Here is a 17,023-nt window from a genome sequence, read left to right as displayed (position 1 = left end):
CTCTTGGCGCGGGGGTTTTTGCATTGGAGCGACGAAAAAGGACCCAAAAAGGACGCGAGCACCCTTTAAACCAAAGAACCCCAGGCCGGAAAACTTCCTGACCTGGGGTTTTGGAGCCGGAAACGGGACTCGAACCCGTAACCTACTGTTACGGCATCACGACTGCTCGCGATTTTTACTACCCCCGCGCACTCCATATAGCTGCGAATATGAAAAATTAGCAGGGGTACCCCCTTGCTCCGCGCGACAGAATCGCGTGTGAAAAAGTACCAATAAAGTACCAACCCGGTCGACCTTTTCCACCCCTTGCAGACCCCCTCAAAGGTGGTGCCGCATGTGGTAAAATGTGGAATATGAGTGAAATTCATAACACCCCCACGCAGGGGGACTCGACCACCTCACACATCCCGAAAATGTTGTCCACACGCAGGCTGGCGCTATGCCTGGGGATCAACCCCAGCACCCTCTACAAGGCCAAGAGGCTCGAACTTCCCAGTGGGGAAATCCGGGAGCCTGACCTGCGTATACGATCCATGCTCCTGTGGCGCACAGAGGGGCTGGAGCATTTGCTGGATGCCCGCTATCTCACGGAGGATACAGAATGACATCGCACCTGATCCCGGAGCCGTTCGGCGCTGACCACACCCCCGAACCGCCCACCGTCATCCCCATGCCGGAGCTGCCCACCACCCCCGACTACATCACACCCCCGCTACCCGACAACGCCCCTATGACGGAGCTGCATTCGGCCACGCCCATTCTCGACTCAGACGACAAAACCTCGCTCGCCCGGGTCGCGGTCATCTGCGGTGTCCTTGGACTCATGCTCATGGGTGTCAGTCTCTGGCTAACCCTGATCCTCTGGGTGCTAGCAGGGGGCGCGTGGTGGCTCCGCACCGGCGCAGACCCCACCGAGGAGATCTCCTACCGTGTGCCATTGGAGTCGCCCGCGCACAGGCTCTGGAGCGGCACAGGAGCGGCAGCCGGTCTCGACGCTGGCCGCCTGCAGCGCACGATCCGCGGAGCCGCAGACACGGCGCTCGCAGCGGATCGCGCACCCCTCGGGCACGACATCGAGGTAACAAAACTGGTGCTGGACGACGATGGATCGGGTGACGTCATAGTCGGCCTGTCGGTACCGGCGCTGCTCACCACCGACGAACTCCAGGCGCTCGCCCTGGAGACTGCCGACGAGCTCCGCGTGACCGGTATCTGTGGCGCGGAGCGCACCGCAGGCGAGTTCTTTTTCTTCCTGACCAGCATGAACGCGCAGCACTACAACGTGCATATCACGGAGCCTCCGAAGACTGCTCCCGAAACACCAAAGCCCGCCGGGCCACGATTCTCGAAAGCGTGATTTGACGTGTCCGATTTTTTTGACCGATTCCAAGAATCACAACAAGAGACAGAGTTTGTTGCTGTCCCCGACACTGCAGAAGATCTCCTAAGGTTGACCTCCGAGGTCGGCGACGAAGCACAGTCAGAAGAGGAGGACCCCGTAGAGCGTTTCGTGTCCGACCTCTCCCGCGCTCGCGCCGCTGTAGATGCCCTCGAAGTGCCCGCTGACGGCGGTGCTTTCGTGCGGTCGCCTGGCACTGGTCTAGTACCAGAAAAGGAAGTGCGCGACACGATCGAGCGCCTTGGCGGGCACATCCCCGCTGGAGCCTCCTGGGTAGGCAGCGTGACACGCCTAGAGGTCACCAGCGAGCACCTGCTACTGGAGATCGAGGGGCAGGACAGGGTCGCCGCAGGCAGGGCGCTCCGCGCATCAGGTATCCCGAACGTGGCCTCCTCTGGGGTCGCAGAGGGGGATTTCGCTGGTGCTCTCGCCTACCGACTCCTCTCCACCGCGGTACCACAGCTCATCGACTTGTACTGCGGCACAGAGGAGCACTGGGGCAGGACGTGGCACCGCCTGGGACTCAGTGAGGTATCCCGCAGGCAGGACAGCTCGGAGACGATCACTATCCCGAATCCTGTCGGGTTCCGGCTACTCCCCGACGGGCGCGGCTGTATGCTGCTCCGCACCCCCGTCACCAAGCCACTCAAAGCCTGGGAATCGAAGCTTTCGGCGATCCGGGCGAAAATGAAGCGCCAGGTAGACCTAGTGGACATCGCCCCGAACATCGTCGGTCTAGCCTCGCCCGCGAAACCCCAGGAGCTCACTCCATGGATCCCCACAGCCAGCGAGCAGCTACACATCGCGGCTCCCTCCCCAGGCGCGTTTGTGGCAGGCGCTCGCGCAGCCTACCCACATATGGCGTGGGTGCAGGGGCGCGCCGCAGACGGGCAGATCCTCTCTCAGCCCATGGCACGGGTACCACACGCCATGGTCGGCGGTGGCACAGGCAGTGGCAAGAGCACCTGGGCCTCGTGGCTCGCGACCTCCTGCGCCCTGGCGGGCGCGGATCTGATCATCTGCGACGGAAAAGGCTCCAGCGACTACGTGGGATTGGTGCAGGCGCTCCCCAACGTGCTTATGTACACGTCATGCGATGCCGAGCACGTGAGGGCGCTGCAGTGGATCCACGCAGAGATGGACTCCCGATACTGCCAGCAGAAGACTGCTGCCACTCACGGAGAGGCATACGAGCCACGACCCATCGTGCTGCTTTTTGACGAGTTCGGAGCCTTCGTAGAGGGAATCAGCGATAAGGCTCACCCGCAGAACGCGGGCTGGGAGGGTGTACAGGCGCAGCTCACGCAGGTGCTACAGAAAGCGCGCGCCGTCCGGATCCACTGCGTTTTCGTGTCCCAGACTCTCTACGCGTCCACCTTCCCCGGCAAGATGCGGGGAAACGTTCAGTGTCGGTTGAGCCTGGGTGTACCAGAGTCGCACACACTCCAAATCGTCGCAGGTGACGTCTACGACGAGGCAAAGAGCCTGAGTGCCCAGATCCCCCGCGGTCGCCCTGGGCAGGGTGTCGCGGTCACTACTGGCAGCGGCGGCGAGGCCGCAGCCCGCCGAGTAGCGATCCCGTATGGTTTTGTGCCTGGCCGCACAGCCCCCAGCCAGACCACTCGCGACGCATGGCAGACTCTCCAGCCCATCTACGAGGGAGTACCCCGACTCACCCCGCGTATCGCACCCGTTTTTGACGCGCCAGTACAGCCCGCAGGACGTAAAAAAGGCGACGAGACACCCGCAGACTGGCACCTGTACACGTGCCAGGAACTCAGCCAGTTGCCGTGGGTGAGAGTGGGAGCCACCGATCTTGCCGGGCCGCCCCTCTCCGAGGCTGCACGCTACGACAGTCTCAGCGCCGCCTACGGGGGCGACGACACCCCAGACGACACCACCTACGCCACCTACCACTAACCCCACACCACAGGAGGACGCACACCATGTCTAGTCACGACGTACACGAAGCGCGACTCGCAGCCGACGCTGCACTCATGGCAATACAGGACGCTGCTCGCACGCTAGCCGACGACGTCCCCTGGCAGACGGTGGCAACGAAGGCCGCCACCGCCGCGCAGTACGCGTGGGAGGCAACGGACCCTCAGCGCGGACAGTGGCGCCGCCGAATCGCCGCCACTCTCCTCGAACAGGGACTCCCACAGCTCACAGTAGGACTAGCCGCGGGGGTTGGCAGTAAGGGCATCACAGAGTGGTGCCGACAGCCCGCAAGGCCTCGCGCAGAGGGGGTGTACAGGAGCGAAAATGTCGGCCGGGAGAGGGAAGCATCGGGCCGCGATTTCCTTGGGTATTTTCTCCCTGATCTTGAGCAGAAAATCAAGGCGATAGCGACCGCGCTGGGGGTCCTCGACGACCGCGGGCACAACGACGCTATGGCGCTGATCCGAGTGCTGCATGTCGCGCGCCGGACACCCGAGATGGAGATGACTATATCTGCGATCATTTCGGCTCTACATGTGGGTGGTATGAGTGCTGGCAGCATTGGCTCCTACCTGGAGATGTCGGGGGTGACGGTTCGTGCCCGCGCAGCGTTCCTCGGTCAGCGCTACCGGCAGGCTATGGCGGCTACTGCGTAAAAAAGAAACCCTCCTGCGGGGGGCTGACCTTGGGTTTTGCCTCTCCTGGAGGGGTTTTTCGCATTTTGCAAGTCGGACTTCCTAGGGTTTTACTCGCCTCAAAAGTCGAACCTCCTAGGCGCAAAGTTAAACTTCCTACCCTAAAAGTCCGACTTCCGCTGGGGAAATACACGGACAAACCACTCCAGAGAGGACTCCAGGGGCCCATCCACACCCCATTCCATACCGCATTCTAAAAACAACCCCTCGGGATTCCAATTTTCCGCCCCCTCGCTTTTCACACACCTCACCCCAGTGCCCCGCCCCCTATCGTCACAGTGACATTTCAGGGCGATGCAGGCCCCTCCGTACACCCCAGGTTCCCACCCGTTGCGGCCTACACCGCGCCACCCACACAACCCCCGCCCACGCCACACCAGGAGCGACTGGAGAGGGAGAGTTTCAGTACCTCCCCGACCCCTCCGATAGGCATAAAAATCGCCCCCACCAGCAACCGCCAGTGGGGGCTAAAAAACAGGGGGTTATGCGGCCTCTGGGGACTCGCCAGGCTCCTCGTCCGAGGTGTCGTCGGGGTGGTCAGCACCAGCCTGAGACCGCACCTTCACGGGGCGGTGGCTGCTCGGGCGATCCAGACCCATGGCATCGAGGTGCGCATGAGTGAAAACGCGTGTCTCCAGCTCGGCGTCGAGCTGTGCTCGCCACGCGTCCAGAGCGCGGTTGTGCTGGGCTGCAGCATCGTCCACTGCGGCCTGCGGCTCAGTGAGAGACTCGCGCTCTGTCGAGTTGATTTCTTCGCGCAGTGCGGCCATCTCCTGGCGCTGGCGCTCACGGAGCTCCGCGACGCGCTCCGAGCGGTACGATTTGACCTCGCCTCGCTGTGCGTCGAGATGCTCTCGGGCAGTCTCATATGCTCGTGCTGCGCCCTCGTACTGCTCCTGTGCTCGCTGGAGACGCTGGGCACTGGCCTGCATGGACTCGAAAAGATTTGTCATGATGAAACCTCTTAGTTTTCCTCGACGTAGTAGTCGCCGGCATCGGTAATGTCATCTTTGGAGTACACCTCGGTCATCTCATACCACTCGCCCTGATCCTGGCGGAGGATACGCCATTCACGGCTGCAAGTGTCATAGATAATGTCACTGGCAGGATCATCGCTGATCGCGGCCAGTTTGCCGTTTTGATCCATGAAGTACTCCGGCACCCAGTAGATGGTGTAGGAGGTGCCCTTATACTCGAAGGTGTCCTCAAGAATTTCGTCGGGGTCTGCGGCCCACAGGCCAGTGGAGCCGTCAGCGTCCCAGTAGGGTTCCTGCCACCCCTCGGCTCCCATAGCGATGTCGATGTCCATCTGGGTGGTGTCGTCTGGCCACGCGTCGCGCTCCTCGTAGGTGACCTCTAGGAGACGGTCAGCCTCACGCTCGATCCACTCGTCGGCATTGTCGCCCCAGCGGAGACCTGTGGTGTCCTCGTAGTAGATGGACAGTGCCAGTTTGAGATCTGAGGCGACGCGCTGACGGTCAGCGACGTTGACGAACTGCTGGTATGTAAGTGACATGGGGGGCATTTCCCTTCCGTGTAGTGATGTGTGCCCGGGGGTATTTTGCCAACCCCCGGACTGTTGGATTATCTACATTTTACCACACTACTACCCCCGTTCGCGGGGGATAGTTGCGTGCAATACAGTGACTACGCCACCTGCTGCCGGCTACGCCGGGTTTCCCAGCCTCGCCGTGCTGCAGCGGAGCGCCTACGGTGCGTCTCCTCCGCGGCTAGCCGGCGGCTGCGGGCGCTGGCTGCGCGGGCGAATGCCGAGAGATCCTCGCGGGCGAGTCGATCGAGATCCTGCTGGTGCGTGTGTGCCCGCCGCAGGGCTGCGTGGTTTTTGCCCCGGTTGTGGGTGCAGCGCATGAGCGTGAGGGTAGGACCTGGGATCTCGACCCACCCCGCCGCGTCGCAGAGGGGGCAGGTAGCGACCGTGGGGCAGTGCTCCACCTCCCACTCTGTGATGGTCGGTAGCGGGATGGGGTCCGGGCTGGTGGTGTATGATGTAGAGGTCATCTCGAAAAAACCTTTCTATGCGAGATGCAAAAAGTGAATCTTTGGAGAGATTTGCTGGGTGCCGCTACCGGGTCTGAACCACCAGGTAGCGGCATTTTTGGTTACAGCAGATCTTTGAAGTGGTCGCGCATGTATGCGCTGCCAGTGGAGGTGGCGTGGTAGACGAGGATCGCCTGACCGTTGCGGGCGAGTTGCTCGTCCGCGACGATCGCGAAGGACGCTGCCCAGCTGTCTAACAACTCATCAACCTCGGGGCGCTTCGCGCTGGTGACTAGGCTGCGGAGCTCCCGGCGGGTGGCACCACCGTCTGCGATACGACCCCAAATTTTTCGCTCAAAGCGGAGCCTCTGCTGGTCGTAGTAGTGCTCGTTGCGGGCAGCGTCCACCTCGGCGCGCTCCTTTTCCTCCTGGAGGTTTTTCTCCCGGATTGCCCTACGCGCGTTCTCCATCTCGGAGTTCGACACGTCCACCAGGTGGCCGGCGAGAACCCAGTCTTCCGCATTAGTTTCGGTGCGTCCGTCGAGGAGCGCGAAAATGCAGCCGAGTTTTGCGCGGAGGAACTGCTGGTGCTCGTCTAGGCCGGCCTTGCGACGGCGTTCCTGGATAGCGATGCGGCGGGCCCGCATTTCCTCACGGGCTGGACCGTAGTAGGCGACCTCGACGATCTTGTCCGAGCTCATAGAGGGAACCGCGTTTGGCAGCTTGATGACCGTTTTCGGAGGGCGTTCGTCGTTCGAAAAATCGCAGAGTCCCTCCCCCGACGTGGATGGGAGCCACAGCATCCGCTGCGCCAGTCCGGTGACTGTATCGTCGAGGATCGCGCCGGCGTTCTCTGGCTGGACACCAGTGAGCAGGCACCAGCGGAAGGTGCCGGCCGGTACTCGGGAGCGACGAGAAGCGTCGCTTGTCGTTGATCCGTGGAGCTCGCCTGACCAGAGAGTGCAGAGGGCACCACGCAGAGCGTCACCTCCGGGGGCGTCCAGCTGGGATGCGAGGATTTTGATCTCGGAGACGGACACCATCGCGGCCTTGTAGTCGCCGGTGGGCTCGCCATTTTCGTCGGTGTCGCGCGAGAGAGCTTTGGAAAATCCTTCAGGGCTACCTTTGGAGATGATGGTGGGGTGGAGAGTGAAGCCCCCGCAGCTTTGCACCTCGAAGTGGGCTGCCGCGGCGGTTTCCGCGGCCCCCTTACCGGTGCCGCTGTCGCCAGAAACACCGACGATGAGATTGAGGGATCCACCGCCTTCGGTACGAACCATCGGGGTTATGCAGGTGACAGTGCGGACGAGGACGCTGGCGAGAACCGCGTAGGGGCTAGTGGTGGTGTACTCGGCGACACGCTTGATCTGCCTGAGAATCTCTCGCGAGTCCCAAAACGCTTTTGCATCCGCCAGGGGCACAGTAGTGTTGTCTGCGAGCTCTGCGCGGTCGCGGAGCTCCATATACAGACGCCATTTGTCTGCGATGTTGCCGGTGTCGAAGAGGCGAGTTAGCTCACTTTCTGTCAGTTGGAGGTTGAGGTCGGCGATCGCCTCGGTTATACTTTTCGTAGACATTGAAAAAGTGATTCCTTTCCAGGGATTTTCTGGGACCCTCCGCAGTTGCCGCTGCGGGGGGTTTCTTATGCGTGTGGGGGTTACGCTGCGTGTGGTCCAGCGGGGGTGAGGAACTTCAGGATCTCCGATTCGGAGATGCGGTTCTCGCCGGTGTCGCCGAGCTTCACTGCGTGGAGTTTGCCGGTATAGATCCAGCGACGGACTGTGACGGGGTGGACACTGAGCATTCGTGCGACGTCAGGCACGGAGTAGTAGCGGGTGAGAGGGGCGGTGGTGGTCATGGAGTACCTCCTGGGGGTGTCGGGGTGGATACGTAGCGTATCTTTGCTACATTTCGTATAACGTTGATGCTATACGTTTTGTTCCTCGACTTTTCCCGGAGTTTCCAGCCTTGGCCGTCCTGTGGGGGCAATTTTTATGGTTTGACCTGGGAGTTTGCATTATTCCAGACTTCTTCAAAATCTGTAAAATGTTATCAAACTGTTATGCTATGTTACGTTTCGTTGCTTCATATCGCTCTAGTGCGGTATGAAGTGTGTCGATTTTTACTGCCACTACCCCCGGTTTAGGGTAGTTCTACCGCCTCAAATAGTGTGGCGCAGTGTGGCGAATCCGCCACACCTTTCGCCACGCCATTTTTACCCCCCTGACCTGCGGAAACATGAATTTCCCTTAGTGTGGCGCAGTGTGGCGCTCCTACCCCCCCCTTGCATTTCTAAGGGGTTTTGTTAGGCGTACCTAATGTTGAATTCCTACGTTTACCTCGCGTGATACTTTTATAGTCACTATAGATAGTATTTATAGGTTTTAATTATGTTAAAAAACTGCGTTACACTTTTTAAAAACTGTAACGCATGATTTTTGACAAACACTCCCCCAACACCCCCACAGTCATCAAATCCCCAGGTGGTCATCTCCCAGGAGCGAGAGGGGGGGGTAAATCCGCCACACTGCGCCACACTGCCCGATTCCCCCTCTGACCTGCGAAAATATAGTGTGGCGAAAGGTGTGGCGAATCCGCCACACTGCGCCACGCCATTTTCGCCCCAGAATCACCGTTCAACTAATGGCTATCAGCTATCAATGATGTAGCGTCGTATAACACGCCTGTCATCGCCGGGCATCAAGAATGTCCCAAATCCGCGATACATCGTCCCCCGCGTGGGAGCGCCACACCTCATCACTAATTCCCAGGGCCTGTCGCAGTACCACTACCGCGGGGTCTCTGGTGCGCATGACCTCTATCGCAGCGAGGACCTTCGTGATGTCTCCTCGCTGCCAGAGTTCTCCCCCTAGAGCCTTGAGCGCCTCCATGCCCTCGGTCAGGGTAGCGGAGGCCTTGTCTGCCTCCTGGATCTGCCGGGTCAGCTCGCGCCTCTGGAGGTAGACCGCCTCGTGCATATTTTCCATGCGAGCGCAGAGCTCCGAGAGGGATCTCCCCATGAGCAGCGCCTGTGGCGACAGACCCAGCGCGTCCTCCAACGCGATGATTTCGGGGAGTGTGAACGGCCTGGTTCCAGCCTCGCTGCGGCCAATCAGTGCACGCGCCGTGGACACCCCGCTCCGGGCGAAAGCGTCGCTGAGATCCTGCTGACTCCACCCGCGAGCTTCGCGTGCCTGGCGGACGGTGGCCCCGATCCGGCGGTTGAGTTCCTGCGCGTCGATGGTCATGCCCCTCAGAGTATCCGGTGTGTCTCCCTCGTGGCCAGTGGGTGCGCCAGGATCAAACCTGACGCGTTTTTTGCTCATCACCCCTGTGGTTGCCTAGAGGAACCCTCACGGTGCCCCTACGGGCGCTATGGCGAGTTTTCGGGGCATTCACGGGGTTTTTGGGTAAAGAAAACCACCCCAGAGGGCTGGGGTGGCTGGGGGTTACTGTGCGGCTTCGAGTAGCGGGGGTGTGTCCCACTCCTCTGGCTCCTGCCATGGTGACACCCCGATGATGTGCTCCCGCGTGTCGGAGGTGCGATTCGCTACGCCCTGGCGGGGTGTGGGGACCACACCGATACTGGGCGGGATTGTCTCGCCTGTGTCTCGCCTGACATCCTCGTATGTGTAGGTGACCGTGGGGGAACCCTCCTCTCCACGTAGAGGCACATCCACTGCATAGGGTGCGGTACCACTCCGCTCACCACTGCTGCTGGTGTTGCCTGCTCCGCACGCTGTGAGGGGGAGCGTCAGCACCACGACCAGCGCTATCGCACTAACTTTTTTCATTTTCAATCTCCTTGTCCAGGGCTTCAATCGCCGCGTCGAGACGCCACATCGCGGTGCTGCTGAGCAGGACGCTCTGGAGGCGCTCACGGCACACAACGAGAGACTCCCGCAGACCTTCCAGTGACTCGTCGGTTTTGTTAGTTTTCATCGCGTTCCCTCTCTCGTCGTTCGAGTTCCGCCTCCAGCCCCAGCGCTACCGCTCGGAAATCCGGAATGTCCTGCAGCAGGATCTTCTCGATTGTTTTGAAGATCTGTGCCCCCACGAAGTCCAGGTGCAGGCTCATCGCCTGCTTCATTGCAATCCGAAGGGCACCCGCGATCTCGGTCAGTAGGGCTATCCTGCGGCGCATTTCTGCGGCATCTGCGCGCAGGTGCGCGTCTGAAAAACTCTCAATCCCCACGGCATTCCCCGCGGTATCGAATACCTGCAGGCCAGGGCTATTTTCTGTTTTGTCCATAGTCCACATTTTACCACATGCCCACCCCTACTATGGGGTACACTGCGAGATAGATACTGGCCGAATCTCAGGAGGTTTGATATGGAAACTGGAGCGTCAAAAACGGACGTTAGTGGTGGGGTTGGGGAGGTTGCGGTTTCCGCAGGCACTGCCCCACCAAAAAGCCCCACCAAAAAGATCGGATACGCACGAGTATCTACATCCGACCAAATCGTCGATTTACAGGTCGATGCACTCCGCGCTGCAGGCTGCGGTGAAATCGTCACCGAGACCGGATCTGGCTACGCCACCGGAGCTCGCCCTCTTCGAGACCATCTGCTCTCAGAACTGCAGCAGGGCGACACGCTTGTCATTTGGCGGCTCGATCGCCTCGGCAGATCCATGGCAGAGGTGCTGCAGATCGTGGACGATCTAAACTCTCGGGGAGTCAATTTGATTAGTCTGACCGACGGCGTAGACGCGACCACTCCCACGGGGCGCCTACTGTTAGGTGTTCTCGTGGCTGCTGCGGAGTACGAAAGAAATCTAATTTCTGAGCGAACAATCGCCGGCCTACGTGCTGCAAAAAGCCGCGGTAGGCGTCTCGGTCGCCCCAGGGCGCTCACACCCCGCGGTCTAGACGCTGTGCTCCTGATGACCCAATCGGGGCGCACGCGCGAGGAGATTGCCGATGCGCTGGGGGTCGGTACCTCTACTGTGGATCGGGCTCGCAGAAAACTTCGCGAAGAAGGGCGACTCTCCTAGCTACTCAAAAATGATTAGCGGGGCTGACCTGCATGTTTGCAAATTGAAACGCAACCGTTTCGTTTTGCGACCCCTGCGTGTCGTAGGGTGGGGTACATGACCACCCACACTGGACCTGATGAGGCGACTGGCCTTTACGACGTCGCACGGCTAGCGTCGCTGCTCGGTAAAACACCAGCGACGATTCGCACAATGCGCTCTCGCGGGCAGCTCCCCGAGCCTACCTCCCCAGACATCAATGGCGGTGCAGTGTGGGCACAGGAAATCATTGAAGCTTTCACAGCCCCAAAGACGGGTTCGATCGGGGAGACTCCATGCGACGCTGATTTACCGCCGGTGGTTGATCTTTTTGCTGGCTGCGGCGGGTTGTCACTCGGCTTTCAGCTCGCCCGATTCGACGTTCTGTACGGGTTCGACAATTGGCCCTGCGCAGTGGACACCTACAACGCAAATCTGGGACACCCCGCAGAAATCCTCGACCTCAGCGACGTTTCAGCAAGCATCGAAAGGCTTGCTCCATTCTTCGAAAAGCCACCACGACCAGCGATTATTGGTGGACCGCCATGCCAAGATTTTTCCAGCGCCGGTAAGCGAAAAGAAGGCGCAAGGGCGGATTTGACGGAGAAGTACGCAACTATTGTGGCGCACTACCAGCCACCGTTGTTCGTGATGGAAAACGTCGCGCGAGCAGCGGGAGCAGCTGCCTACAACCGCGCCTTGGACACTATGCGCGAGGCTGGGTATCACATTGAGAAAATCGTTCTTAACGCTGATCGTTGCGGCGTACCGCAAACCCGCAAACGCCTAATCGCTTTTGGCACCCATTCTGAGGCTTTAACTGCGCGTATCCTGAATCTTCTGCAGGAGAACCAATCCCCTCACCCCATGACCATACGCGACTACTTCGGCAACCGACTGGGAGTGGAACACTACTATCGCCACCCGCGTTCTTACGCGCGTCGCGGCATCTTCTCCATCGACGAGCCCTCCCCAACCATTCGTGGGGTAAACCGCCCCATTCCTGCTGGTTACCCAGGGCACCCCGGCGACACCGCGCCTGCCTGTGAAGCACGCCCGCTCACTACTCCCGAGCGCGCGGAGGTACAAACCTTCCCCCCAGGTTTCGCATGGGTAGGATCACGCACAAACGTGGAGCAAATGATTGGCAATGCCGTGCCCGTTCGCTTGGGGAAATTCATCGGAGAGGCGATTGCTCAAGCGTGGCGAGAGCAAGAGATTTAGTTACTTTCAGAATTCATGAGTCCCTGAATCCAGAGAGCTTGGTCAAGTCTGCGTTCTGGCATTAATTCTGCCAGCGCTTCGGGCGTTACGACTTTCGTAGCTTCTTCGCGGGTAACTCGTGGATAAATGAACTCCGGGGACCCCATGAAATCCCTAGTCAAATCGTTAGTAAAGGCACCCGCTTTATCCGATTGCGTTCCGTAGGTGAGTTTCTCGTGTGTTCTCGCAAAATTCAGCGAGTTTTGCATACCGTACTGCCAGAGCGAGTGAACAAGCCAGACTAGTGATCGCTGTGGTCGTGTAATTTTTCCGTTTTTAGACTTACGCCGCGCTGCCGAAAGGAACAGCTCCAGGAACGCAAAATCAGTCGCTGCGAACACATCAAACGCGTGTTCATCAAGCCTGGGGGACTGCCCTTCTGTACGCCAAACTGCGATAAGAACAAGCGGGGTCTGGGCCTCTAGCCCGGCCTTGATTAGGGCCTCGGCAGCATTGATGAACAGACTGACCTTTCCGACCATATAGCGCGAGTTTTCCCAGTCGAAGTCAAACGGGTGCGATAGCGCCTCCGTGAGAATCTCTTGTATTTCATATCGTCGCTTCGCGCCAAATGAATGGGCGATTGAGAACGCTAGCTGCTCAATCGACGGCGGTCTGACAACCAACTCGCAAGATTGCTTATCTCGGGGCAATTTCGCTGTACCTGAGGTTGGCACTACGACCAACTTAATTTCCAGAGCTCGGCGGTGTCCACCAGCAGCATTAACGACCACCGCGTCTGATTTGTTGGCTGACTTATGGGTGTACTGGTTGTACTGGTCAAAGACGGTTTCGAAAAGGAATCTTGCCGTAGCCGGGTCAGCATTAATTACATCTCCCCACGGGGTGAGCACATGCTTGGTATGAATCGCTCCCGCCTGGTTAACCGACGCAGATATTACGGGAATCTTGAGTTCCTTCTCTTGATCGAGATACTGAGCCAATGCCAGCGGAAAAGCGTTAGTGAAAACATTTTTCCCGAGCGATTTCGGATCAGTAAAATCGTGATTACCGGCTAGTCCGTAGAGGAAGGGCTGTGTCATGGCCCAAAGGTTATCCGGTGTAGTGGTCCGCATTGGAAACGGGTACCCTCGACGATGCCAGTATGGGGGCACCGCCGGGGAGCGATTGGGGGGGGGGATTACAGCTCGACCCGCACGGTGCCTGAACGAAGATTCTCATACGAACGTCAGTTCCGCATTTCGGGCGCGCTGCTCGTTTTTGAGTAGCCGACGTGACCTGGGGTTTTAGCACCCCCGCCCTTTGCCCTCCCCGGCAGTCCTGTGGGAGGGTTTTCGTATGCCGAAGACCGAGATTCCACCTGGGGGCACGGGACAGCCGATTATCAAGAGGCTCGACGCTGGCTGGGAGGTTATCGTCAGGTTCCGATACCTGAATGGTGAGAGGGCGCAGGTGAAACGTCGCCGCAGGCTAAAAACTGCGGCGATCGAGGCTGCCCAGTCCGAAGCCCGGGCGAAGATTGAATCGGGTCGCGGGTACGCCGACGATGATCTCACTCGCCGCACCCCCGTACCCCAAGCAGTTGAGATGTACCTCGACTCCGAGATCTCCAACGAGAATACGAAGAGCGTCTATAGACGTCATCTGCGGAAACACATAGAGCCTGAAATGAAAAGTCTGTGCGTCGGGGAGGTCACAACCCCGATGGTGGAGAGATTTTTAACCTCGCGAAGCCAGGGGATCCACCGCTCCTGCAGAGCCATCCTGAGTGGCTGCTGGCGCTGGCTGACACGTCGTGGGGTAGTGCCATACAACGTTGTTGCCGCAACGTCTCCTGCACCTACTGAGCGAATTCTGGAGTACCGATCCTCTACTGCGGAAGAGATCGTAGCGCTTTTGACTGCGGCTCATGCCTACAATCTCCCCTGGATAGCACCCGCACTCCTCGCTTATGCAGGTACAGGGCTTCGCAGGGGAGAAATTGTGAACCTCCGCTGGGACGATTTAGAGGAACGCGATGGGCTGATTTATCTGAACGTGGCGCGGCTGAAAAAACGAGATGAGCGGAATTCTCGCGGGCTCGTCGCGCTCCCCGATTTGCTCGTTGCAGAGCTCCTAGAGTGGAAGAAAAAGAACGGAACGGAGTTCATTTTCCCAGGTCACCCACCCACGCGCCCCATGCGGGGCGAATCGGTAAAAACAGGCTTTGCACGGTTCCTGAAGTGGGCCCGCGACCCTGACGTATCCGGGGATGCAATCTCCCCAGAGGTGCGCTCGGCGCTGCCACAGAGGATTGCTGCGCGAGACTTCCGCCACGCCGTTGCAACAGCCATTACAGATACCCAAAGTTTGTACGACGCCTCACTGCAGCTCGGTCACTCGCGATCTTCTACAACAGAGCGGTACTACGTTCACCGACCGCGCTCCGTTGACCATCGTGCCGCTATCGAGACGCTTCTGGGAAAAAGTACCAATAAAGTACCATCCGACGAAAAAACCAGGTAGGAAATCGCTCCTACCTGGTCATTCGAGCCGGAAACGGGACTCGAACCCGTAACCTACTGATTACAAATCAGTTGCGCTACCAATTGCGCCATCCCGGCAACTTTAAAGCGACCCTTTTGGCGTTAGCCTTCGCTGGCTCGAAAGAATCAGAGTCAACCTGAGAATCGAACTCAGCTGTGCCGCTGACAGGCGATTGTACAGGTTGGCAAGCAGAAGTTAAAAACGACACCACAGGAATACTGCAACCGCACTTCCTGAACACTTTTCTGCACACTAAAAGCCCCGCTCAGATAAGTAAATTCGCCGCCTCAAAAACGAATTGAGATTCTCGGTCGCTGACGGGGTAGTGTGACTATCGCTAAATCACTGGGGCTATGTTTCTGCAACGTCTCCACATCGCGTCTTTGCAGCATCACTGCAATGCACCCCAGGCAGTATCGGGGAAAGGAAGTGCCGACATGCCATTCGATGGTGGCAACAAATCCAACGCCGAAGAAAACTCCGCTGCGAAGGATGATGCCTACGATGCCGAAGCCGCTGTCGCTTACGGCGCTGACCCCACTGTCTCTCACGACGACACTCCGCAGACCCAGTTTCCTGCAATCGACGATCAGTCCACCTTCAAGCAGCGCGTGATTGATTTCGTTTCCGGCCCAACGGCAACTGTCGACCTAGTGCACTCGACCACTACCCCACTACCGCTGGCCCCGATTGATTATTCCGACCCCAGCCAGGTCACGGCCGTACTCGATCTCGCTGCTCGCATCGGCGGGCTGCTACTGGCATGCGGCTCGGGCAACCGCGACACCGAGCTGCAGATTAAAGCCGTGACCTCGGCCTATGGCCTCACCCAGATCCAGGTTGACATCACCTTGACCTCCGTGACAGTCTACCACCTCATCGGTGCCCGCCGCACACCGATTACGGCTATGCGCGTGGTCACCGCACCAGTGCCCGACTTCGAGCGCTTACGTCACACCGATCGTGTCATCCGCCGAATCCGCGCGGGCCATCTGAGCCTGGAGGAGGCTATTGAGGCTATCGACAAGGTCGAGCGTGAGCCCGCAAAATACCGCCTCCGCGTCATCTACGCTGGCTGGGCATTGCTGGCTTCATCTGTGACAGTGCTGCTCGGCTCGAGTTTCGAGGTTGCCCTTATCGCAGCTGCGGTCACACTGGCCATCGTCATCGTGATTGGCGAACTCGCCGCCCGCGAGTTGCCCACATTCTTCCAGAACGCAGTCGGTGGTCTCATCGCCACACTCTCCGCTGCTGTACTCAATGCGGCGCAGGCGTATCTCCCCTTTGAAATGCAGCCATCCAGGCTAATCGCTTCGGGAATTATCGTGATGCTCGCCGGCCTAACCCTCGTGCAAGCACTGCAAGACGGCATCACCGGCGCACCTGTGACTGGCTCGGCGCGCTTCTTCGACACCATGTTGTTGACCGGCGGCATCGTCGCTGGCATCGCAATGGGCATCGAGTTTTCCGGAATGCTGGGCATTCCGCTTCCCGACGTCATCGCGGGCTCCGACCTCAACCTTGCACAGGCAACAGTGCGGGTGATAGCGGGAACTACCGCCTCAATCGCATTTGCGTTGGCCTCGAATGCTGGGTTCACCGCGTTGGCAGTGTCCGGAACGGTCGCCCTGCTGGGGTCAATGACCTACTACTACGTGTTGACTCCACTGGGAATTCATCCGGTGACCAGCGCCGGCGCGGCAGCAACGCTGATTGGTCTCATCGGCGGCCTGCTGGCACGACGTTGGTCCATCCCACCGCTGATTACGGCAGTGGCAGGCGTCACCCCGCTGCTTCCGGGTATGACAATCTACCGCGGTATGCACGCACTGCTGCACGACCACCCGACCAAGGGGTTTACGGCGCTGGCCTCAGCGCTGGGCATTGCGACGGCACTAGCTGCGGGCATTGTCCTCGGTGAATGGATGGCGCGTAGGCTCCGTCGCCCTCGCGCACTGCGCGAAGACAGTGGCCTGACCCGTCCAATCCGAGCCGGTATGCGTCGCATCCGTCCTGTGAATCCGCGGAACAAGCCTCGCCGTCCACGCAACTACCGCTTCAAGGGCGGTATGAACCCGCGCCTGGACTAGTCGCTGCGTGAACTGGTCGCTTCCGGAACCAGGTTGTCCACACCGCGCGACCTATCAACAACGTGGTAGAATTAGGTTTTTGAATTGTAAGTAGCGCTTAAAGCCGAAACTGCGTCATCACAATCCCATTCCTTCT

Annotated in this window: 18 protein-coding genes and 1 tRNA gene; 8 read left to right on the top strand and 11 right to left on the bottom strand. The window is 59.3% G+C overall.

The window, feature by feature from the left end; all coding sequences use genetic code 11:
* The first annotated feature begins 353 nt into the window (after positions 1–353).
* From CHU70_RS03300 to CHU70_RS03285, 4 genes are read left to right on the top strand one after another with little or no spacing between them, the layout of a single operon-like run.
* Positions 354–605, top strand: coding sequence for a hypothetical protein (locus CHU70_RS03300; RefSeq protein ID WP_147739771.1), 252 nt, complete (start codon positions 354–356; stop codon positions 603–605).
* Positions 602–1,357, top strand: a complete 756-nt coding sequence (locus CHU70_RS03295; RefSeq protein ID WP_070560504.1) for a hypothetical protein — start codon at positions 602–604, stop codon at positions 1,355–1,357. Before CHU70_RS03300 ends, CHU70_RS03295 begins: the two co-directional genes overlap by 4 nt.
* 6 nt (positions 1,358–1,363) lie before the next feature.
* Positions 1,364–3,319: a hypothetical protein gene (locus CHU70_RS03290; RefSeq protein WP_147739770.1), complete on the top strand. Its 1,956-nt coding sequence runs from the start codon at positions 1,364–1,366 to the stop codon at positions 3,317–3,319.
* Positions 3,320–3,345: 26 nt separating this feature from the next.
* A complete protein-coding gene (locus tag CHU70_RS03285; protein WP_147739769.1) occupies positions 3,346–3,996 on the top strand; it encodes a hypothetical protein in 651 nt (216 codons plus the stop codon).
* Positions 3,997–4,517: 521 nt separating this feature from the next.
* On the opposite strand, the gene CHU70_RS03280 is transcribed toward CHU70_RS03285, so the two are convergent.
* The 9 genes from CHU70_RS03280 to CHU70_RS03245 form a co-directional block, all read right to left on the bottom strand.
* Positions 4,518–4,988, bottom strand: a complete 471-nt coding sequence (locus tag CHU70_RS03280) for an OmpH family outer membrane protein (protein ID WP_147739768.1) — start codon at positions 4,986–4,988, stop codon at positions 4,518–4,520.
* 11 nt (positions 4,989–4,999) lie between these two features.
* Positions 5,000–5,551: a hypothetical protein gene (locus CHU70_RS03275; protein ID WP_147739767.1), complete on the bottom strand. Its 552-nt coding sequence runs from the start codon at positions 5,549–5,551 to the stop codon at positions 5,000–5,002.
* A 131-nt stretch (positions 5,552–5,682) separates the two neighbouring features.
* The gene (locus CHU70_RS03270) at positions 5,683–6,054 is read right to left on the bottom strand and encodes a hypothetical protein (RefSeq protein ID WP_147739766.1); all 372 of its coding nucleotides are present in this window, start codon (positions 6,052–6,054) and stop codon (positions 5,683–5,685) included.
* A 101-nt stretch (positions 6,055–6,155) separates the two neighbouring features.
* Complete coding sequence (locus tag CHU70_RS03265; RefSeq protein ID WP_147739765.1) at positions 6,156–7,610, bottom strand: hypothetical protein; 1,455 nt, start codon at positions 7,608–7,610, stop codon at positions 6,156–6,158.
* Positions 7,611–7,690: 80 nt separating this feature from the next.
* A complete protein-coding gene (locus tag CHU70_RS03260; RefSeq protein ID WP_147739764.1) occupies positions 7,691–7,891 on the bottom strand; it encodes a helix-turn-helix domain-containing protein in 201 nt (66 codons plus the stop codon).
* A gap of 829 nt (positions 7,892–8,720) precedes the next feature.
* Complete coding sequence (locus CHU70_RS03255) at positions 8,721–9,281, bottom strand: helix-turn-helix domain-containing protein (protein ID WP_187269950.1); 561 nt, start codon at positions 9,279–9,281, stop codon at positions 8,721–8,723.
* Between the two features lie 201 nt (positions 9,282–9,482).
* Positions 9,483–9,827: a hypothetical protein gene (locus CHU70_RS03250; protein WP_147739762.1), complete on the bottom strand. Its 345-nt coding sequence runs from the start codon at positions 9,825–9,827 to the stop codon at positions 9,483–9,485.
* A complete protein-coding gene (locus tag CHU70_RS11205) occupies positions 9,814–9,975 on the bottom strand; it encodes a hypothetical protein (RefSeq protein WP_187269949.1) in 162 nt (53 codons plus the stop codon). The genes CHU70_RS03250 and CHU70_RS11205 overlap by 14 nt, the downstream gene beginning before the upstream one ends.
* The gene (locus CHU70_RS03245; protein ID WP_147739761.1) at positions 9,965–10,285 is read right to left on the bottom strand and encodes a hypothetical protein; all 321 of its coding nucleotides are present in this window, start codon (positions 10,283–10,285) and stop codon (positions 9,965–9,967) included. The genes CHU70_RS11205 and CHU70_RS03245 overlap by 11 nt, the downstream gene beginning before the upstream one ends.
* An 81-nt stretch (positions 10,286–10,366) precedes the next feature.
* On the opposite strand from CHU70_RS03245, the gene CHU70_RS03240 reads away from it, so the two are divergent.
* Positions 10,367–11,029, top strand: a complete 663-nt coding sequence (locus CHU70_RS03240; protein WP_147739760.1) for a recombinase family protein — start codon at positions 10,367–10,369, stop codon at positions 11,027–11,029.
* Between the two features lie 96 nt (positions 11,030–11,125).
* Entirely contained in the window at positions 11,126–12,271 is a 1,146-nt protein-coding gene (locus CHU70_RS03235) for a DNA cytosine methyltransferase (protein ID WP_147739759.1), read from the top strand.
* On the opposite strand, the gene CHU70_RS03230 is transcribed toward CHU70_RS03235, so the two are convergent.
* On the bottom strand, positions 12,268–13,353 hold the full coding sequence (locus tag CHU70_RS03230) for a HindVP family restriction endonuclease (protein WP_187269948.1): 1,086 nt from the start codon (positions 13,351–13,353) through the stop codon (positions 12,268–12,270). The two genes, CHU70_RS03235 and CHU70_RS03230, sit on opposite strands and share 4 nt — an antisense overlap.
* Positions 13,354–13,609: 256 nt before the next feature.
* Between CHU70_RS03230 and xerC the strand changes: the two genes are divergently transcribed.
* Positions 13,610–14,776: a tyrosine recombinase XerC gene (gene xerC / locus CHU70_RS03225; protein WP_147739757.1), complete on the top strand. Its 1,167-nt coding sequence runs from the start codon at positions 13,610–13,612 to the stop codon at positions 14,774–14,776.
* Between the two features lie 25 nt (positions 14,777–14,801).
* On the opposite strand, the gene CHU70_RS03220 is transcribed toward xerC, so the two are convergent.
* Positions 14,802–14,874, bottom strand: a tRNA-Thr gene (locus tag CHU70_RS03220).
* Positions 14,875–15,234: 360 nt separating this feature from the next.
* Here CHU70_RS03220 and CHU70_RS03215 point away from each other — a divergent pair.
* The gene (locus tag CHU70_RS03215) at positions 15,235–16,887 is read left to right on the top strand and encodes a threonine/serine exporter ThrE (RefSeq protein ID WP_048731821.1); all 1,653 of its coding nucleotides are present in this window, start codon (positions 15,235–15,237) and stop codon (positions 16,885–16,887) included.
* Positions 16,888–17,023: the final 136 nt, after the last annotated feature.

The sequence above is a fragment of the Corynebacterium sp. LK10 genome, from assembly GCF_008042455.1.
GTDB classification, from domain to species: Bacteria; Actinomycetota; Actinomycetes; order Mycobacteriales; family Mycobacteriaceae; genus Corynebacterium; species Corynebacterium jeikeium_D.
This window is presented reverse-complemented; position numbering and strand designations above follow the sequence as displayed.